The sequence below is a fragment of the Actinoallomurus sp. NBC_01490 genome (assembly GCF_036227085.1).
Lineage (GTDB): Bacteria > Actinomycetota > Actinomycetes > Streptosporangiales > Streptosporangiaceae > Actinoallomurus > Actinoallomurus oryzae.
The window spans coordinates 11,202,886-11,220,287 of the sequence record NZ_CP109433.1; the positions used below are offsets into that span (position 1 = coordinate 11,202,886).

Sequence of the window (17,402 nt, forward strand, 5' to 3'; positions counted from 1 at the left end):
GCGGGGAGGTCAGGGCCGCGTGTCCTGGAACGCCTGGACCTGGTCGCCGATCGCGATCAGGGTCTGTTCGCCCGCGCAGCAGGCCAGCCAGGGGAAGACCTCGACCTCTTCGTGCCGGACCTCGTTGCGCACGGCGCAGATCAGCTTGGTGATCAGGACGTCGAACCGGCAGCTGCTCGCCTCGATCTGCGCCAGTTCGGCCAGGAGCCGGTTGATCTGCTCATGGGCGTTGGTCTCCAGCGTGCCGTCGGCGCCTCTGTCCAGCACGATGGCGCGGACCACCGGGTACAGGAACAGATCTTCGGCCTCGGCATGCCGGATCAGCTCGCCGGTCATCTCCTCGGCGAGCCTGCGACGCTCACCCGCGTCGCGGACCGCGCACAGCTTCTGCAGCAGGCCCGCGATCCGTCGGTGATCGCGGTTGAGCACACCGATCACCGAACGTTCACCCGAGTCCACGAGCCCCCCCGGATGGTCCTCTAGGGAACCCCTACCCGTCCGAACGCCTCTTACGAGACTCTTGACCGGAGACCTGGATACCGCGACGCGCGAAGTGACGACCTGCCCGGCTGGCTGATACGGCGCCCCGGGCTCTTCCAGGACGATGTTCATTGCCGCTTGTGCGCCGGTGAACCGCACGCGGCATGGAAACGACGATCGCCTCCCGCGGAGAAGGCCCGAGCTCCCTGCCATGAATCAGCACGCACGACGCGGCACCGCGCCACCGTGGCGAAGGACGGCACGTCGACGCCCGGAACGGTTCTGGTCAGGGAATGCCGGGTGAGAATTCCCCTACCGGGCCGGAGGCAGCGGCTCGCCCCCCGCCGGAGCCTGACCCGTCACATGATCATCACGGGCGGCGTGATGGCGCTGCTGGTGGCCGGCGCCTTCGTACCGCTCTTCCTGGCGATCGTTCGCCTGCACGACGCGACGCGTACCCTCGTGATCTCCGCGGTGGTGCCCGCCGTCGGGACCCTCTTGGTGATCTTCTTTTTCGTCGCCCACCTGACGAGAATGATCGTCCGCCCGCTCCGGAACGCCGTCGACGTGGCCGGCCGGCTCGCCACGGGGAATCTCACCATACGGATGCCGGAGACCTCGCCCGGCGAGCTCGGCCGGCTCGAACGCCGGTTCAACACCATCGTCGGGTCGCTGGAGACGAGCCGGGAGATGCTTCGCGAGGTGGCCGACGAGCAGAGCGCGCTCCGGCGCGTCGCGACGCTCGTGGCCCGAGGGGTGTCGCCGGCCGAGGTGTTCGACGCGGTCGCCGAAGAGGTCGGGCACGTCCTGCACGGGGACCACACGCAGATCATCCGGTTCGAGCCCGACGACACGGCGCGCACGCTGGGTTACTGGAACAACCCCGAGGCGCCCAAGGTCATGCCGCCGCTGGGCGGACACTGGCCGATCGAGGACGACAGTGTCACGTCCGCGGTGCGCACCACCGAACGGCCGGCGCGGATGGATGACTACGAACGCGCCACCAGCGCGATCGGCGTCTGGGCCCATGCGGCCGGAGTCCAGTCCGCGGTGGGCTGCCCGGTCAAGGTGGAGGGCCGTGTCTGGGGAGCGCTGGTGATCAACTCGCTGGAGGCCGAGCCGCTGCCGAGGGTCACCGAGGCGCGCATGCAGCAGTTCATCGAGCTGGTCGGCACCGCGATCGCGAACGCCCAGAGCCGTTACGACCTCCTCGCCTCGCGTGCCCGCGTCGTCGCGGCGGCCGACGAGAGCCGCCGGCGCATCGAACGGGACCTGCACGACGGTGCGCAGCAGCAACTCGTCACCCTCGCGCTCAAGCTGCGGACGATCCAGTCGGCCGCCGGCCCGGGACAGGCCCGCCTCAAAGGGGACCTGGCCAAGGTCATCGATGACCTGTCCGGCATCCTGGACCAGCTGCAGGACGTCTCACGTGGCATCGTGCCCCCGATCCTCACCCGCAGCGGGCTCGGTCCCGCACTCCGCTCCCTCGCCCGCCGCTCATCCGTACCGGTGATACTCCACGCGCGTCACCGGGGACGCCTGCCCGAGCCCGTCGAGGTCGGCGTGTACTACACGGTCTCTGAGGCGCTGACGAACGTCGTCAAGCACGCGATGGCCTCCGAGGCTCGGGTCGACCTCGCGGTGGACGACCAGACCGTACGGCTGTCGGTCCGAGACGATGGACGAGGCGGAGCCGACCTCAGGAAGGGCTCCGGCCTCATCGGCCTGAAGGACCGCATCGAGGCACTCAGCGGGAACCTCCAGATCGTCAGCCCTCCCGGCGCCGGCACCTCCCTGCTCGTGGACATCCCGGTAGACCCACCGCAGAGCGGACCCGCCGGGCCGTCCTGACCATCGGACCGTCACCGTGCCGGCTGGTCCTTTCTCTGCCGTCGCCGGCGCTCCGCGCGGGGTGGACGCGCCGTTCCGGCGACGGCGATCGTGACCGGGTGGCCGAATCGTCCGCGTGCCACCAGTTCGATGGTGAGCACGATGGCGACGGCCTCGACCGCCAGCAGCGCGATGAGGACGAACAGCTGGACGGCGCCGGCGGCGACCGGCGACGCGCCGCCCAGCAGCATGCCGACGAACGCGCCGGGCAGGGTGACCAGGCCGACGGTCCGGGTCTGGTCCAGGGCCGGGATGAGCGCGGTGGCCGCGTGCGGCCGGCAGATCTCCAGTGCGGCGTCACGGTCGGTCAGGCCGATGGACAGGGCGGCCTCGACCTCCCCGCGCCGGTGTGCCAGTTCATCCATGGCGCGGCGGCCCGCCAGCGTCGTGGCGGTGAGCGCCCCGCCGATGAGGATGCCGGCGATCGGGATCATCGTGAGGCCGCGCGGCGGCACCAGGCCGGTCGCGACCAGCATGAGGACGACGGGCGCGGTGGCGACGCCGATCGGTACCGCCGCCCACCACACCGCCCGGCCGGTCGTGATGCGCCGTCCGGCGACCCGGGCGGCAACCCCGTACATGAGCACGACGAAGGCCAGCGTCAGCGGGATCGACCGGGTGATCGCGGCGATGACCACGGACACGAGCGCGAGCTGGACCGCCGCGCGCACGCCGGAACGCAGTACGGCCGGGCCGTACCCCAGCCGGCCGACGGCCGCCACGGCCGTCCCGACGAGGGCCAGCACCGCCATCACGACACCGAGGGCCGGGCCGACCGGCAGCAACGTGGACCGCCCCGCGACCTCCATGGCCGACCAGAGCCCATCGTGCACAGTCATGCCTCGATCCTGGTGCCGGCCGAATCGACCAGGCAATCGGGGAGGCGAGTGTCATGCCGCCGGGTCCCGCCGGCTGAGCACGAGAACGGCGAGGCCGGTGGCCAGGACCATCGTGGCGATCTGCGCCGCGGTTCCGGTGCCGAGGTGGGCGGCGCCGGCCGGGTCGAACAGGTGCGCCCAGCTCTGCCAGTAGTGCACGGGGAGGACCACGGTCACGGCGTGGAGCGCGGACTGGCCGTTGAGGATGCCGGCCACGACGACGAAGGCGATGGCGGCGCCGAGGGCTTCGGCGCCGCGGGGCAGCAGCACTCCGAGGGCGAAGGCGATCGCCGCGATGCTCAGCATGCACAGGAAGGTGTACCCGCCGGCGGCCAGGACACGGCCGAGGGCGGCGCCGGTGGTCAGCGTGGGTGCGCCGATGACGTGGAAACGATGCCAGCCGAACAGCGCGAGGCCGCTGAGCAGCCCGGCCACGAGCACGCACGCGGTGGCGGCGAGGGTGGTGACGGCGACGGCGGCGAGCTTGCCGGCCAGCAGCCGCGACCGGGTGACCGGGGCGACGTAGAGATAGCGCAGTGTCCCCCAGTCCCGGTCGGCGGACGCGATCGCCGTGGCCGGCAGCGCGACCGCGATGGGAAGCAGCAGGGGCGCGATGAACTCCAGGCTCGCCATGGTGTGGTTGAGCGCGGAGTAGGTGGACGCGCCGAACAGGCCGCCCTGGGTGCCGTTGCGGTGCCCGGCGTGGGAGGCGGTCGCGAACCCGGCCGCCACCGGCACGGCGGCCAGGCAGGCGAGCGCGATGAGGCTGCGGACACGGAGCAGCTGGGTGGTCAGTTCAACGCGCAGCATGGTCGTCGTCTCCTCGGGTCATGGTGAGGAACACCTCTTCCAGGGACCGGCTCGCCTGGTGCACGGCGGTGACGCCGACGCCGGCCGTGACCAGTGCGTGGACGAGCTCGCGTGCGGGAACGCCGGGGGCGGTGACGGTGACTTCCCCGCCTCGGACGGTGATCGTCGCGGCGCCCGCCGTACGGCGCAGCACGGTGGCCGCTTGCTCGCCGTCGTCCACCTGGACGCGGTAGGTGCTGGTGTCGTCGAGCAGGCCGGCGAGCGGCCCGGCGGTGACCAGGCGGCCGTGGTTCATGACGACGATGTGGGTCGCGAGCTGCTGTACCTCGGCCAGCTGGTGGCTGGACACGAGCACCGCCGCGCCGTGCCGGGCGAGCGCCGCGAGGTGCTCGCGCAGGGCCCGCACCTCGGCGGGGTCCAGCCCGTTGGCCGGCTCGTCGAGGATCAGCACGTCGGGTGCGCGCATGAGGGCCTGGGCCAGCATCAGCCGTTGTTTCATGCCCATCGAGTAGCCCTTGACCTTCCGGTCGATCGCCGGACCGAGCCCGGCGAGGTCGAGCGCGTCGTCCAGCGCGGGCGGTGGCCAGGCGCGTCGTGTCGCCGACCACAGGAGCCTGAGGTTGCCGAGGCCGGACAGGTGGGGGACGAACGCGGGACCGTCGATGAGGACGCCGACGCGGCGGAGCACGCCGGCGCCGAGGGCGACCGTCGAGCCGAGGATCTCCGCGCATCCGGTGTCCGGGGCGGACAGGCCGACCAGCATCCGCATCGTGGAGGTCTTGCCCGCCCCGTTGGGGCCGAGCAGGCCGCAGATCTGGCCGGACTCGACGGCGAAGCCGAGCTCGCTGACGGCCTGTGTGCGTCCGTACCGTTTGGACAGCTCACGGGCGCGGATCATCGGGTCGGTGGAGGGTTCCATCGGGTGCCTTTCACAGGTGCGTGCCGGGGTCGTCAGTGCTGGGGTCGTCAGCGCTGGGTGAGCGGATGCGCCGGTCCCCCACCCGGGCCCGCCGGCGGGTCCGGGTGACGGGCCAGTACGAGCCGCGTCCCGGCGACGACCAAAGACGTGAGCAGCCCGGTCCCGAGCGTGAAGGCGACCAGATCCGGTACGGACGTCAGCGGGCGCGCCCCTGGCCACAGCGCGTCACGGAACGCGGTCGCGAGGTGGATCGCGACGCATCCGGCGACCACCGCGGTCTCGACGACACGGCGGGTACGGGTGCGGGGCGGACGGGCGACGAATCCGGCGACCGCGTTGCTGATCACACAGAACGCGAGGTCGGAGGTCGTCTGGACCACCAGCATCCAGGCGATGAGCAGCGGATCGGTCCATCGTTCACCGATGGCCTGCGAGCCGGTGACCGCCGCTGCGGCCAGCACGCTCAGCGTGACGAACACGGTCATCGCGCGCCGCCGCACCCAGGCCGCGGCGTCCGGTCCGGCCCAGCGCCGCAGCACGCGGACCCGCGCGCAGAGCAGGACGACGTCGCCGAGCCAGTCGTGCCGCCATCGGCGGAACGAGCCGCGCGGCCGGCGGCCCCGCGCCAGCATCACCGTCGCGGTGACGGTGAGGAGGGAGGCCGCGGCCAGCCCGCCGATCAGCACCGACGTCCACGTGTCCCAGGACGGGGCGTGTGCCCGGACGACGACCGCGGCCCACTCGAAGACCAGGGTGATCCCGACCAGCGCGGTCATCACCCCGGCCGCGCGCGCCGTCTGCTGCTCGCGGTCCGGGCCGCCGGGCGCCCGCCAGGCCGCCAGCCGCAGGGCGATCACCAGCGCGAGCATCGGCACCGCGAACTGCGTCAACGACACGACCGCGTCGTACGGGTCGTCCTGCCATGGGCTGGCCGCCCTGACCGTCTTGTCCTGGGTGGCCAGAACGGTCACCGCCTCGAAGAAGCCCGCCGTGCCCAGGCATCCCAGGATGGCGACCAGCGGCGTTCGTCCGTTCCCGTCCGTGTGTTCCATGGCGGCCATAGTACGCGACGCGTAGTACGTGGCAAGTAATACGCGCCAAGTAGTATCGTGGCCCATGCCAGGGAGGGGAGCCATGCACAGCAACGACGCCCAGATGCTGGTGCTCACCGTCCTCGCGGACGGCCCGCTGCACGGGTATGCGATCAACACGGCGATCGAGCAGCTCACCGGCCAGCGGCTCGGTCCGGGCAGTCTCTACGGCGCGCTGACCCGGCTGGAGGCCAAGCAGCTCATCGAGCCGCTGGCCGAGGAAGGCCGGCAGCGCCCGCTCCGCCTGACCGACGAGGGCCGCACCGCCCTGGAGCGGGAGCTGCGGACGATGGCGCACGTCGCCTCGGTCGGCCTGCGCAGCCTCGGGGTCCGGCCCGCATGAGGTTCACCCCGCTCCTGCTCGGCCTGTATCCCCGCCCTGTCCGCGCCCGCTGGGGCCTCGACCTGGAGGCCGAGCTTCGGACGGCCGGATGGCGGGCCCTGCCGGGCACCCTGGCCGGCATCGCCGACCTCTGGCTGCATCCGGCGATCTGGCCGGACGCGTCGCCGCGCCGGCGCAGGCTGCGGATGACGACGATGGCCGTGGCGGTCGCGCTCGCCTGCGGGTTCGTTTCGATGATCACCGTGGAGCTGGGCGGGCGGTCCGCACACGCGGCCGGCCACGCTCCGCTCATGTCGGCGGGGATGTCGCTGATTCTCGCGGGACTGCTGGTGCTCGCCCCGCGCCCCGGCCTCCGCGCCCTCGCGGCGACGTGCCGGATCGGCGTGACCCGTCTCGCCCTCCCGGCGACGCTCGGGGCGGGCGTCGTCATCGCCGTCCACGTGGGCGCCGGCGGCGCGCCGCCCGTCGTACGCGCCGCCGTGGTCGCCTGCTGGTGGGCGGCGCTGGCGCTGGGTGCCGTCCAGACCTGCCGGGCCATCGCCGCCGCCGGCTCACTCGTCGACCCGCCGCGCCCCCGCCGCCTCCGCGCGGGCACGGCCATCCTGATCGCGGGATCGGCGGCGAACGCCGCCGCCCTTCTCCGCTTCTCCCAGCGTGCCGGACACGACCTGCCGGCGACCGCGACCGGCCTCGGCCTGCTCCTCCTGCTGGCCGCCTTCGTTCTCCTACTCCGCGACACCCACCACCTCACCGCCCACGAGTGACCCCCAAGGGGAGGGGGTCAGGTGACCGGGGTGTGCATGCGGCCGATTCCGCTGATGGCCATGTCGAGCCGGTCGCCGCGGTGGATCGGGCCGACGCCGGGGGGAGCCCCGGTGAAGATGAGATCGCCCGGCAGCAGGGTCATCATGTGCGAGGCGTACGAGACGATGGCGGGCACCGAAGTGATGAGGTCCTTCGTCGTGACGTGCTGGCGCCGGTCGGTTCCGTTGAGGACCAGGTCGATGGTCAGGTTCGCCGGGTCGGGCAGCTCGTCGGCGGTGGTGATCCACGGACCGACCGGGCTGAACGTGTCGTGGCTCTTGCGCCGGGAACGGTCGGCGGCGCTGCGCACGGTGACGTCGAGTCCCGCCGTGTAGCCGAGGATGTGCTCCAGCGCCCGCTCCTCGGGGATGTCGCGTCCGCCGCGGCCGACCACGATCACGAGTTCGGCCTCATGGTGGATCTCGTGCCCGGCGGCGATCTCCGCCTCGGGCAGCACGATCGGCTCGCCGGGGCCGGTCAGCGACGACGGGGCCTTGAGGAAGACGTCGAAGTTCATCATCCACGACTCGACCTGGCCCAGCGTCCGTTCCTGGACGGCGTGCATCTCCTCGACATGCGCGGCGTAGTTGCTCGCGCAGGCGACGATCTTGGACGGGCTCAGCGCCGGTGCGCGCAGCCGTACGGCGTCCAGCGGTTGCGACGGCAGGCCGGTGACCGCCTTCTCCACATCGGCCCGTACGGCGGCGAAGTCACGGCACAGGGCGCGCCACCATCCGGCGGTGAGCGGGTCGGGGTCGTGCGGCCAGGGCAGCGCCGTCGTCACGTCGGTGATCGCCGCATCGGTGACCACTCCGAGGCGGTTGTCGTCGAACAGGGCCAGTTTCATGCGTCTTCTCCGGTACGGAAAACGGACGTGACCTGCTGCGGCGCCGGCAGCCTCTGCTCGCGGTAGATGCCGAGGGCACGCAGGACAGGGCTGTCGCCGATGGTGAACATGTCGGCGGTCTCGGCCGCGTGATGTTCGGCGGCCGCCCAGGACGGGACCACGAACATGTCGCCCGGACCCCAGTCGAAGCGGCGGCCGTCGATCACGCTGTGGCCGTGCCCTCGGTGGACGACCCGGACCTGGTTGCCCGCGCGGCGCAGCGGCGCCGTGGACCGTCCGGCGATGACGCGGTGCATCCCGCACGCCAGGGTCGGCAGCACGCTGGCGCCCGATCGCGGGTTCACGTACTCGAGCTCCACCTCGGAGTCGTCGGGCCGTGCCTCGGCCCGGCGGTCCAGTTCGGCGGCGGTGTCGGCCCAGCGGTAGACGAGCAGCGGCGAGGGCTCGGGGTCCAGCTCGCCGGTGACCGGCGCGTCCGCGAACCGCGGGCCGGCCACCGCCTCCGAGCGGTTGTGCGGGCCCTCCACGGGCTGGTTCAGGTCGGGGTGCGGCTCGAAGAACACGCCGTCCAGAGCCTCGATCATCGGCAGGTCCAGGCCGTCGAACCAGAACATCGTCCCGTCGGAGGGGTTGGAGTGGTCGTGCCAGGCCCAGCCCGGGGTGAGGACCAGGTCTCCGGGGTGCATGTCACAGGCGTCGCCGTTGACCGTGGTGAACACCCCGTCGCCCTCGATGACGAAGCGGATCGCGCCCGGTGTGTGCCGGTGCGCCGGCGCGGTCTCGTGCGGGCCGAGGCACTGCACCGCTCCCCACAGCGTGCCCGCCGCGTACGGACGTCCGCCGAGCCCCGGGTTGCGCAGGCTCAGCACCCGGCGTTCGCCGCCGCGCTCGATCGGGATCAGCCCGATCGCGCGCTCGGCGAGCGGGCGATAGGTACGGGCCGGCCACAGCCACGGCACGGCCTTCGGGCGCGGTACCGGGGTGAGCAGCTCCTCGGTGATCGTCCACAGCGGCGTCAGGCCGGCGGCGTCGACGTCGCGGTAGAAGGTGTCCAGCTCCCGGTCGGCGCCGGTCGCCGTCGCATCGGTCGTCATGAATCTCCTCCGATCAGGCCGACTGCTCGGCCGGGACGGGCACGGCGCTCTTCTGACCGCCCAGGGCGAACATGGACAGCGCGGCGACGGCGGCCGCGATGGCGACGGCGTAGAAGAGCACCGCGTTGTCCCCGTCGAACCATCCGAGCAGCCAGCCGCCGACGTACGGGCCGAGGATGCCGCCGACGCGGCCGACGCCGAACATCGCGCCGACTCCGGTGCCGCGCATGTTGGTCGGGTACGAGCGAGCGCACAGGTTGTTGAGGACGAACTGCCCGCCGATGATGCCGAAGCCCGCGACCAGCACGAGGATCATGTTCGTCGCCGTCGTGTCGACGAGCGCGACGAGGATGACCGCGGCCACGCTCACGACCTGCAGGCCGATCATGCCGCGGCGCAGGTCGGCACGCCCGCCGTCGTCCAGCAGCGCGACGCACAGACCGCCGGCGATGCCGCCGATCTGCAGCAGTGCGCCGAACGAGAACGACTCCCCGAAGCCGCTGCCGCGCGCCTCCATGAGCGTCGGCATCCACCCGGCCAGGCCGTAGATGTCGAACAGCACCATGAAGGCGCAGATCCACAGGATGATCGTGGTTCGCTGGTACCGCGAGGAGAGCAGGGACCGCACGATCTCCCCCGTGCGGGCCCGCTCGTGCCGGGGTTCGGCCAGCGCCGCCCCCTCGTAGACACGGTCACGCCGTATCCGGCGCAGCGCGGCGATCGCCTCCGCCTGCCGGTCGCGCATGGCGAGGTACTCCACCGACTCGGGCAGCAGCCACCACAGGGCGATCGCCAGCGGGACGGACGCCCCGCCCACCCAGTAAAGGATCTGCCAGCCGTGCGCGGGCGTCAGCCAGATGCCCACTCCGGAGGCGAACACGCCGCCGAAGGCGTACCCGGACTGCGCGATCGAGACCATCCGGCTGCGTGCGGCGTCGGGCGCGAACTCGTTGATGTAGGCGGTGCCCAGCGGCATGAGCACGCCGAGGCCGAGCCCGGTGAACCCGCGGAGCGCGACGAACGAGACGAACGAGTCCGCCAGGACCGCGGTGAGCAGGCTGCCCGCACCCGCCAGGAACAACGCGCCGACGAGCACCGGCCGCCGCCCGTACCGGTCGGCGATCGGGCCGTGCGCGAGTGCGCCGACCGCGAAGCCGATCAACCCGGCGGACACCAGGAATCCGGTCTGGGAATGGCTGAGGCCCCACGGCTTGACCACGTAGTGGATCACGTAGGAGGCGTTCAGCGTGTCGTAGCCGTCGAAGATGGTGATGAGCAGGACCACACCGGTGAGCATCCAGTGGAACCGGGACATCGACGCGCCTCTGAGCTCCGCGTGCGCGTCGACCCGGTGGGGGGCGGGTACGGCCATGAGGACTCCTTGACCGGATCGGGGGAAAACAGGGGTCAGGCCGGTTGGGGGACGGTCAGCAGCTCGGAGAGACGTTCGGGGGGCGTGCCGATGCCGAAGCGGCGCACGCTTTCAAGAAGGGAGACCCGCCGCAGCCAGGCACGGGCGCGATCGGGGTCCCCGGCGATCTGGCGCAGCTCGCCGCGCTGTTCCTCGCGGACGGCCTCGTCGCGTTCCTTCAGCCGCTGGGTGTTGCGCTCGGTGTCGGCGCGCACGTACTCCAGGGCGATACGGCGGCGGCAGGTGGAGAACGCGTCGAACTCGGCGTCGGCGTCCGCGCCGTCCCTGTGGACCCGGACCAGCCGGCGGATGAGATCCATCGCGTCGTGGATCCCGCTGTTGAGACCGACGCCGCCGACCGGGCTGTTGATGTGCGCGGCGTCGCCGATCAGGAAGGCGTTCCCGGTACGGAACGTCGCCGCGACGCGCTGGTGCACGTTGTAGATCTGGTGATCGACGATCGGGTAGCCGCCCTCGAAGGGGGCGACGGACTGCAGATGCTCCTGCATCACCGCCGGCCGCGTGGCCTCCTCGGCCGGCACGCCCTCCGGCACCGGCCACAGCACGCGCCACGACTCGGGCGTGCGCAGAATGAACAGCCACTCCTCGGGGTCCGCGACGTAGTTCACCTCGGCGATGCCGGGCACCTGCTCGCGCATGTCCACCGGGGTGCTGACGATGAGGAACCGCTCGGAGTAGGTGTGGCCCTCGAAGGGGACGCCGAGCGCCTTGCGCACCGAGCTCGCGGCGCCGTCCGCGCCGATGAGGTAGGACCCCCGTAGCGTCTCGGTGCCGCCGTCCGGGGTCTGGACGGTGACCTCGACGCCCTCCGGGGTATCGGTCACCCCGGTGAAGCGATGGCCGAAGAGCATGCGCACGCCGGACGCCTCGCGCAGCCGGTCGTACAGCATGCGTACCAGCCGCTGCTGGTTGAGCTGGAGCCGGTACGGGTACCGCGTCTCGTCCCGGAGCAGGCCCAGGTCGAACTCGGCGATCAGGCCCTCCGCGCGGTCGCGGAACTGGTACTTGGGCACCACCAGGCCCTCGTCGTGCATCGTGCCGGTGATGTCGAGCTCGTCCAGCAGCTCCAGCGTGGCGGCGTGGAACGTCGAGGCGCGCCAGTCCGGCCGTGGCTCCGGGTCGGCCTCCACCAGCACCGCCGGCACACCGTGCCGTGCGAGCGCCGCGGTGGCCGTCATGCCGACCGGGCCGGCACCCACGACCACCACCGGCTTTGCGCTTGTGTCATCCATGGCACGGGACCATAAGTGGCAAGTTCTCCAGAATGGAATAGTTGTGGATAAAGTTCCGCTATGGGAAATCCTTCGCCCAGCGGGCTGAGTTCCGTGGACAACGCGCTCCGGCTGCTGCGCCTGATCGGGGAGCGCAAGGTGCTGCGGGTCGCCGAGGCCGCCGAGTTGCTCGGTGTGGCGCGGTCGACCGCGCACCGCCTGCTGTCCGCGCTGCGGCACCACGGCTTCGTCCTGCAGGACCGGCCCAACGGCGCCTACCGGCCCGGGCCCGTGCTGAACGAGATCGGCCTCTCCGCCATCGGTCGCATCGACATCCGCCGCGTCGCGCATCCCGTGCTGGAGGAGCTGCGCGACCAGACCGGCGAGACGACCAGCCTGAGCCTGCTCGAAGGCCGGGACGTGCGCTTCATCGACTGCGTCGAGAGCCCGCGCACCGTACGCGTCGGCGATCGCACCGGCGTCGTCATTCCCGCCCACTGCACGGCCGGCGGCAAGGCCATCCTCGCCGCCCTGTCCCTCACCGAGCTGAGCCGCCGCTACGCCGGTCAGGACCTGAGCGCGCGCACCATCGCGTCCGTCGTCTCATGGGAGGCCCTGCAGCGGGAGCTGGAAGAGATCGGCCGCACCGGCTACGCGATCAACATGGAAGAGGGCGAGACGGGAATCTGCGCGGTCGCCGCGGCCCTGCGCGACCTCACCGGCGCCCCGCTCGCCGCCGTCGCGGTCGTCGTCCCGGCGAGCCGGATGCCCGATCTCGGCACGGCCCACTCCCTGGCGCCCCTGGTCACCGAGGCCGCCAAGACGATCGAGGAGCGCCTGCTGGCCGAGCTGTAGCCCGCGCTTCGTCTAGGACTCCAGGGCCATCTCGGCCAGGTGGCGGGCGATGCCGTTGGTGTCGGTGTCCTGCACGTTGCTGAGCACGACCACCTCGATGTCGTCGTCGGGCAGGTACATGTTGCTCGCGGTGTAGCCCTGGAGAAGACCGGGGTGGTACACGAGCCGGGAGGTCGGTCGGGGCGGGTTGGTCGGGGAAAAACGGGAGGTCGGTCGGGGCGGGTCGGTCGGGGAGACACGGGAGGTCGGTCGGGGCGGGTTGGTCGGGGAGAAACGGTGCCCGTCCAGCCGGTCGAGGAGCCAGCCGAAGGCGTACGCGTACGACGGCAGGTTGAGGCAGCCGCCGGGCGGGCACGGCGCCTGGGGCGTGAACGCCTCCCTGACGGTGGCGGGTGGCGCGACCAGGTACGCGCCGAACGAGCGGTCCCAGCGGACGAGGTCGTCGGTGGTGGAGAAGATGCCGGTCGCGGAGTACGCCTGGGAGCCGTTGATGGGCGGGGCGGGCGACCCGAGCGTGAAGTAGCCCTTCGCGTACCCGGGAGGCGGATCTCCCGGGCTGAAGCCCGTGTTGGGAAGCTTCAGCGGCCCGGTGATCTCATCGTGCAGTACGGAGCCGTACGGCTTGTGCGTCACCGTCTCGATGATCGCCCCGGCCAGGATGAAGCCGGAGTTGGTGTACTTCCAGCTCGTACCGGGCGGGAAGTCCAGTGGCAGGGTGATGAACCGCTGGATGAGCTCCTGAATGGTGGTCGGCTGCGAGAGTTTTGCGTAGAAGCCCGGCAGGTTCTGGATATCGGGAATTCCCGAGGTATGCGTGACGGTCTCGCGGACCGTGATGGTCCGCCACGCCTTGGGACAGGCCTTGATGAATGTCGGAATGAGGTACGGGCAGACCGGGTCGTCGAGGCGGAGCAGCCCCTGGTCGCGCAGTTTGAGAATGAGCATCGCGGTGAACTGCTTGGTGACCGAGGCGAGCCGGAATACCGTGTCCGGCCGGAGGGGAATGTGGTTCTTCTCGTCGGCCTCGCCGGCGGCGAAACGCGCCAGCACCTGCCCACGGCGAACCACCTGCACCGACCCGGTGAAGCCGTTCTCGGCCAGGCCCCGCAGGTACGCCCGCATCGCCGCGGCGGTCGGATCGCCCGGCGGCGCCGGTGAGGTGGGCAGCGGATCGGGAGCCAGAGGAGCGGACGACGCGGTCGCGCCGGAGGCGGGCGCGATGGACTCGGGTTCACGGTGCCGGCGTTTCCGCACGTCGCTGCGGCTCTTGTTGACGTTGCCGTTCCGGATTCCGGCGATGACCCGTTGCCGATGGCGGTTCGGGGTGAGGTCGCGCGACCGGTCACCGTGGGGCCCGCAGCAGCCATCGCCGGGGCCGGCTTTCACCGCCGCGCCGGCCGTGACGGCGCCCGCGGCGAGAGAGGCACATCCGACGAGAACCGAGCCGGACACGGCGATCGCCATGCTCTTCGAAATCCCCATGAAGCAACCGCCCTGGCAAAACGAGACAACGGACCGCGTTCTCAGGTAAGGACCATGCCTCGCAGCGGCGACTTCCCTAGGGCGAGAAACATGTCAACGGCTCACCATTCTCAGTTCATGCCGCATGATCCACTTACGTCGTCCCCTCGGCGGGCTTCACCGAAACGCTGGAGGTCGTACTTGGCGCCGGGTCGGCATTCTCGATGGCGGCACTTTAACCGTCGCCGCGGCGGGCGGGAATCGCCGGAAACTCCGGAAGAGTGGAAATGGTATCGGTGTCGATGGTGAAGGCGGACGGAAAGCGTTTGGGATCGGTGGCTTCGGGCGGTTCGGTGGAGCGCCAGGTGTAGGAGCAGGCCGGGCAGGAGTGCACCGTCCAGCAGCCGGGGACCGGTGAGGCGGCCACCGTAGCGGCCTGGTCGCAACGGCAGCGGGGACAGGTGATGGTCGCGACCGTCATGCGAGCCGCTCCTTGAGGAAGGCCTCCCAGCGGGCGGTCCCCGCCGGATCGTGCACCTGGTGGCCGTGGTGGCCGCGCACGTCCGGTGCCACGGGGGTGGTGGCGTCGAGGATGAGCTTGTCGGTGACGCCGGGGGGTTCGGACCCGGGGTCGAGGGGCGTCACCGACAGGCCGGGGACGCGCACCGTGTCACGGCCGGGGTGGAATTTCGTGGACAGGGCCCACATCACCTGCGGCAGGTTGAAGGGGTCCACCGTCTCGTCGACCACGATGACGACCTTGCAGTAGGCCAGCCCGTGCGGGGTGGTCAGCGCCCGCAGCCCGACGGCCTTGGCGAAGCCGCCGTACCGCCGCCGGGTGGAGATGATGGCGACCAGGCCGTGGGTGTACATCGCGTTGACGGCTTCGATCTCCGGGAAGTCCGCCTTGAGCTGCTCGTACAACGGCACGCAGGTGTTGATGCCCACCATGTGGTCGAGCTCGGTCCAGGGCATGCCCAGATAGAGCTGTTCGAAGATCGGACGCGGTCGCATGGACACCTGGTGGATCCTCACCACCGGCAGGCGGCGCCCGCCGGTGTAGTGCCCGGTGAACTCCCCGAAGGGACCCTCCAGCTCCCGCCGCCCGGCGAGGACCTCGCCTTCGAGCACGACCTCCGCACCCCAGGGCACGTCCAGGCCGGTCAGCGGCGCGGCGGTGATGGAGTAGGGGGCGCCCTGGATGGCGCCGGCCATCTCGTACTCGGACTGGTCGTAGGCCAGGGGCATGCCGGCCACGACGCCGATGACGGGTTCGGTGCCCACCGCGATCGCGATCGGCAGGTTCTCCCCGCGTTCCTCGGCCAGGCGCAGGTGCAGGCCGGCGTCGTGCTGGGGCACCGGCTGGATGCCAAGGACGTCGGGGCCCTTGACCTGGAGGCGGTAGATGCCGACGTTCTGTCTGCCGAAGTCGGCGGGATCGTCCGGGTCACGGGTGACCACGCAGGCCTTGTCGATGTAGAAGCCGCCGTCGTGCCGGTTGAGGCGGAACAGCGGCAGCAGTTCGAACAGGTTGATGCCGTGGCGGACGCCGACCTCCTGCCAGGGCGCGGCGCCTCGGCGCTCGGGCGCGACCGGGAAGGCGCGGTAGCGTTCGGCGAAGGCGAAGAACTGCTCCTTCACCGGGGTGTCGGCAGGCAGCCCCATCATCAGCGCGTGGTTGGGCCACGAGCCGATGACGTTGAGCGCCACGGTCGCGTCCCGGTAGCCGTGGATGTTGTCGAACAGCAGCGCCGGGGAGCGGTCGCCCAGGTTGTTCGCGGCGCGTGCCGCCGCGCCGAGGTCCGGTTCGGGCATGACCTCGTCGGTGATGCGCAGCAGCTGCCCGGCCTTCTCCAGGGCCCGCAGGAACTCACGCAGGTCGGCGTACGGCATCAGATCTCCTCCCGGATGACGCCTCGTCCGCGGGACGGGGCAGGCCGGTCCAGCGCTTGGCCGCGGGCGAGTCCAGCCCGAACTGGTCCAGCACCCGGGCGGTGAGGTGCGCGACCACGTCGTCCAGGCTCCGGGGATCGTCGTAGAAGCCGAGCACGGGCGGCAGGACCACCACGCCCATCCGGGCGAGCGCGAGCATGTTCTCCAGGTGGATCTCGCTGAGCGGTGCCTCCCGGGCCATCAGCACCAGGCGACGGCGCTCCTTGAGCGTGACGTCCGCGGCGCGAGGGATCAGCCCCTCGCCGTAACCGTGACGGATGGCCGCGAGCGTCTTCATGCTGCACGGCGCCACGATCATGCCGGCGGTCGGAAACGATCCGCTCGCGATCGGTGCGGTGTGGTCCGCGGCGCCGTGCACCACCGTGGCCAGGGCCGCGACCTCCCGTACGCGGTACGGCGTTTCCAGCTCGATGGTGGTACGGGCCCACCGGCTGAGGACCAGATGGGTCTCCACCTCGAGGTCGCGTAGGCGTTCCAGCAGCCGGATGCCCAGCACGGCTCCTGTCGCGCCGGTCATCCCGATCACCAGTCGCATGCCTTCTCCTTCCCCCGTGGCCGTGCGCTTTCCCGTGACCGCGTCTAGTCCATGGCCAGTCCGCCGTTGACGGGGGTGCAGGTGCCGGTCAGGAATCCGCTCCCGTCGCCGGCGAAGAAGGCGATGGTCTCGGCCACGTCCTCCGGCCGGGCGATGCGCCGCAGCGGCGTCGACGCCACGATCCGGTCCTCCAGCTCCCGGGAACGCGACGCGCCGATCCGCGTGTCGACCGGACCGGGCGAGACGACGTTGACGGTGATGCCGTAGGGCCCCAGCTCCTGGGCCACATAGCGGGTGAACTGCACCAGCGCGGCTTTCGCGCTGCCCAAGGCCATCATGCCCGCTCGTGGGTGCCGGGCCAGATCGGTCGCCACATGGACGATCCGGCCGTACCTCTTGTCGACCATGGCCGGTGTCACGGCCTTGGTGAGCTCGAAGGCGGCCAGCATCTCGTCGTGGATCTTGCCGCCGAACTCCTCCCAGCTCATCTCCTGGAAGGACTTGATGGCGTACGGGATCAGCGCGGTGTTCACCATGACGTCGATCGCGCCCCAGCGCGTCGCCACCGCCTCCACGAGCGCGTGCACCTGCGGCGGGTCGTCCACGTCGGCCCGTACCGCCATGGCCTCACCGTCACGGGCGTGGATGGAGGCGACCACCTCCTCCGCGTCCTCGACGCTGGACCGGTAGTTCACCACCACGCGCATGCCCCGTGAGGCGAGCAGGCGCGAGGTCGCCGCGCCGATGCCGCGGCTTCCGCCGGCGATCAGGGCCACCCTTCCCGGCTCCGTGGTCATCC

The 17,402-nt window shown here is 71.3% G+C and carries 18 protein-coding genes; 4 read left to right on the forward strand and 14 right to left on the reverse strand.

What is annotated here, in order from left to right; all coding sequences use genetic code 11:
* Nucleotides 1-9 precede the first annotated feature (9 nt).
* On the reverse strand, nt 10-459 hold the full coding sequence (locus tag OG417_RS51770) for a hemerythrin domain-containing protein (protein ID WP_329246500.1): 450 nt from the start codon (nt 457-459) through the stop codon (nt 10-12).
* Between the two features lie 321 nt (nt 460-780).
* Between OG417_RS51770 and OG417_RS51775 the strand changes: the two genes are divergently transcribed.
* Nucleotides 781-2,331 carry a sensor histidine kinase gene (locus OG417_RS51775; protein ID WP_329246502.1) on the forward strand — a complete coding sequence of 517 codons (1,551 nt, stop codon included), beginning with the start codon at nt 781-783 and terminating at the stop codon, nt 2,329-2,331.
* Nucleotides 2,332-2,342: 11 nt separating this feature from the next.
* On the opposite strand, the gene OG417_RS51780 is transcribed toward OG417_RS51775, so the two are convergent.
* Genes OG417_RS51780 through OG417_RS51795 form a run of 4 tightly spaced genes read right to left on the reverse strand, consistent with a single transcriptional unit; the run spans nt 2,343 to nt 6,029 of the window.
* Nucleotides 2,343-3,209 carry an ABC transporter permease gene (locus OG417_RS51780; protein WP_329246505.1) on the reverse strand — a complete coding sequence of 289 codons (867 nt, stop codon included), beginning with the start codon at nt 3,207-3,209 and terminating at the stop codon, nt 2,343-2,345.
* 51 nt (nt 3,210-3,260) lie between these two features.
* A complete protein-coding gene (locus OG417_RS51785) occupies nt 3,261-4,058 on the reverse strand; it encodes an ABC transporter permease (RefSeq protein ID WP_329246508.1) in 798 nt (265 codons plus the stop codon).
* Nucleotides 4,045-4,977 carry an ABC transporter ATP-binding protein gene (locus OG417_RS51790; protein WP_329246511.1) on the reverse strand — a complete coding sequence of 311 codons (933 nt, stop codon included), beginning with the start codon at nt 4,975-4,977 and terminating at the stop codon, nt 4,045-4,047. Before OG417_RS51790 ends, OG417_RS51785 begins: the two co-directional genes overlap by 14 nt.
* 47 nt (nt 4,978-5,024) lie before the next feature.
* Nucleotides 5,025-6,029: a hypothetical protein gene (locus tag OG417_RS51795; protein WP_329246514.1), complete on the reverse strand. Its 1,005-nt coding sequence runs from the start codon at nt 6,027-6,029 to the stop codon at nt 5,025-5,027.
* Between the two features lie 82 nt (nt 6,030-6,111).
* On the opposite strand from OG417_RS51795, the gene OG417_RS51800 reads away from it, so the two are divergent.
* Together OG417_RS51800 and OG417_RS51805 are read left to right on the forward strand one after the other, a co-directional pair.
* Nucleotides 6,112-6,411 carry a PadR family transcriptional regulator gene (locus OG417_RS51800; RefSeq protein ID WP_329246517.1) on the forward strand — a complete coding sequence of 100 codons (300 nt, stop codon included), beginning with the start codon at nt 6,112-6,114 and terminating at the stop codon, nt 6,409-6,411.
* The gene (locus OG417_RS51805; protein ID WP_329246520.1) at nt 6,408-7,175 is read left to right on the forward strand and encodes a hypothetical protein; all 768 of its coding nucleotides are present in this window, start codon (nt 6,408-6,410) and stop codon (nt 7,173-7,175) included. The genes OG417_RS51800 and OG417_RS51805 overlap by 4 nt, the downstream gene beginning before the upstream one ends.
* A gap of 17 nt (nt 7,176-7,192) precedes the next feature.
* On the opposite strand, the gene OG417_RS51810 is transcribed toward OG417_RS51805, so the two are convergent.
* The 4 genes from OG417_RS51810 to OG417_RS51825 are packed head-to-tail and all read right to left on the reverse strand — an operon-like array spanning nt 7,193 to nt 11,820.
* On the reverse strand, nt 7,193-8,062 hold the full coding sequence (locus OG417_RS51810; RefSeq protein WP_329246523.1) for a fumarylacetoacetate hydrolase family protein: 870 nt from the start codon (nt 8,060-8,062) through the stop codon (nt 7,193-7,195).
* Nucleotides 8,059-9,156, reverse strand: coding sequence for a cupin domain-containing protein (locus OG417_RS51815; RefSeq protein ID WP_329246526.1), 1,098 nt, complete (start codon nt 9,154-9,156; stop codon nt 8,059-8,061). Before OG417_RS51815 ends, OG417_RS51810 begins: the two co-directional genes overlap by 4 nt.
* A gap of 13 nt (nt 9,157-9,169) precedes the next feature.
* Nucleotides 9,170-10,528 carry an MFS transporter gene (locus tag OG417_RS51820; RefSeq protein ID WP_329246528.1) on the reverse strand — a complete coding sequence of 453 codons (1,359 nt, stop codon included), beginning with the start codon at nt 10,526-10,528 and terminating at the stop codon, nt 9,170-9,172.
* 35 nt (nt 10,529-10,563) lie between these two features.
* Nucleotides 10,564-11,820 (reverse strand): FAD-dependent oxidoreductase, encoded by a 1,257-nt coding sequence (locus tag OG417_RS51825; protein ID WP_329246530.1) that lies wholly within the window; start codon nt 11,818-11,820, stop codon nt 10,564-10,566.
* 60 nt (nt 11,821-11,880) lie between these two features.
* Between OG417_RS51825 and OG417_RS51830 the strand changes: the two genes are divergently transcribed.
* Nucleotides 11,881-12,654 carry an IclR family transcriptional regulator gene (locus tag OG417_RS51830; RefSeq protein WP_329246531.1) on the forward strand — a complete coding sequence of 258 codons (774 nt, stop codon included), beginning with the start codon at nt 11,881-11,883 and terminating at the stop codon, nt 12,652-12,654.
* Between the two features lie 12 nt (nt 12,655-12,666).
* Here the strand turns inward: OG417_RS51830 and OG417_RS51835 are convergent, their stop codons facing one another.
* The 5 genes from OG417_RS51835 to OG417_RS51855 all read right to left on the reverse strand — a co-directional run bounded on the left by OG417_RS51835 (nt 12,667) and on the right by OG417_RS51855 (nt 17,400).
* The gene (locus OG417_RS51835) at nt 12,667-14,136 is read right to left on the reverse strand and encodes a serine hydrolase domain-containing protein (protein ID WP_329246533.1); all 1,470 of its coding nucleotides are present in this window, start codon (nt 14,134-14,136) and stop codon (nt 12,667-12,669) included.
* A 214-nt stretch (nt 14,137-14,350) separates the two neighbouring features.
* A complete protein-coding gene (locus OG417_RS51840) occupies nt 14,351-14,596 on the reverse strand; it encodes a non-oxidative hydroxyarylic acid decarboxylases subunit D (protein ID WP_329246536.1) in 246 nt (81 codons plus the stop codon).
* On the reverse strand, nt 14,593-16,008 hold the full coding sequence (locus OG417_RS51845) for a non-oxidative hydroxyarylic acid decarboxylases subunit C (RefSeq protein ID WP_329246538.1): 1,416 nt from the start codon (nt 16,006-16,008) through the stop codon (nt 14,593-14,595). Before OG417_RS51845 ends, OG417_RS51840 begins: the two co-directional genes overlap by 4 nt.
* Nucleotides 15,986-16,603, reverse strand: a complete 618-nt coding sequence (locus tag OG417_RS51850) for a UbiX family flavin prenyltransferase (RefSeq protein ID WP_329246541.1) — start codon at nt 16,601-16,603, stop codon at nt 15,986-15,988. Before OG417_RS51850 ends, OG417_RS51845 begins: the two co-directional genes overlap by 23 nt.
* A 44-nt stretch (nt 16,604-16,647) precedes the next feature.
* Nucleotides 16,648-17,400 (reverse strand): SDR family NAD(P)-dependent oxidoreductase, encoded by a 753-nt coding sequence (locus OG417_RS51855; protein ID WP_329246545.1) that lies wholly within the window; start codon nt 17,398-17,400, stop codon nt 16,648-16,650.
* Nucleotides 17,401-17,402 lie beyond the last annotated feature (2 nt).

Bases quoted from the DNA above. Each gene is read 5' to 3' on its own strand.
- OG417_RS51790 (WP_329246511.1), bottom strand. From the start codon at position 4,977: ATGGAACCCTCCACCGACCCGATGATCCGCGCCCGTGAGCTGTCCAAA.
- OG417_RS51845 (WP_329246538.1), bottom strand. From the start codon at position 16,008: ATGCCGTACGCCGACCTGCGTGAGTTCCTGCGGGCCCTGGAGAAGGCC.
- OG417_RS51840 (WP_329246536.1), bottom strand. From the start codon at position 14,596: ATGACGGTCGCGACCATCACCTGTCCCCGCTGCCGTTGCGACCAGGCC.
- OG417_RS51785 (WP_329246508.1), bottom strand. From the start codon at position 4,058: ATGCTGCGCGTTGAACTGACCACCCAGCTGCTCCGTGTCCGCAGCCTC.
- OG417_RS51830 (WP_329246531.1), top strand. From the start codon at position 11,881: ATGGGAAATCCTTCGCCCAGCGGGCTGAGTTCCGTGGACAACGCGCTC.
- OG417_RS51810 (WP_329246523.1), bottom strand. From the start codon at position 8,062: ATGAAACTGGCCCTGTTCGACGACAACCGCCTCGGAGTGGTCACCGAT.
- OG417_RS51795 (WP_329246514.1), bottom strand. From the start codon at position 6,029: ATGGAACACACGGACGGGAACGGACGAACGCCGCTGGTCGCCATCCTG.
- OG417_RS51835 (WP_329246533.1), bottom strand. From the start codon at position 14,136: ATGGGGATTTCGAAGAGCATGGCGATCGCCGTGTCCGGCTCGGTTCTC.
- OG417_RS51820 (WP_329246528.1), bottom strand. From the start codon at position 10,528: ATGGCCGTACCCGCCCCCCACCGGGTCGACGCGCACGCGGAGCTCAGA.
- OG417_RS51855 (WP_329246545.1), bottom strand. From the start codon at position 17,400: ATGACCACGGAGCCGGGAAGGGTGGCCCTGATCGCCGGCGGAAGCCGC.
- OG417_RS51805 (WP_329246520.1), top strand. From the start codon at position 6,408: ATGAGGTTCACCCCGCTCCTGCTCGGCCTGTATCCCCGCCCTGTCCGC.
- OG417_RS51850 (WP_329246541.1), bottom strand. From the start codon at position 16,603: ATGCGACTGGTGATCGGGATGACCGGCGCGACAGGAGCCGTGCTGGGC.
- OG417_RS51780 (WP_329246505.1), bottom strand. From the start codon at position 3,209: ATGACTGTGCACGATGGGCTCTGGTCGGCCATGGAGGTCGCGGGGCGG.
- OG417_RS51815 (WP_329246526.1), bottom strand. From the start codon at position 9,156: ATGACGACCGATGCGACGGCGACCGGCGCCGACCGGGAGCTGGACACC.
- OG417_RS51825 (WP_329246530.1), bottom strand. From the start codon at position 11,820: ATGGATGACACAAGCGCAAAGCCGGTGGTGGTCGTGGGTGCCGGCCCG.
- OG417_RS51800 (WP_329246517.1), top strand. From the start codon at position 6,112: ATGCACAGCAACGACGCCCAGATGCTGGTGCTCACCGTCCTCGCGGAC.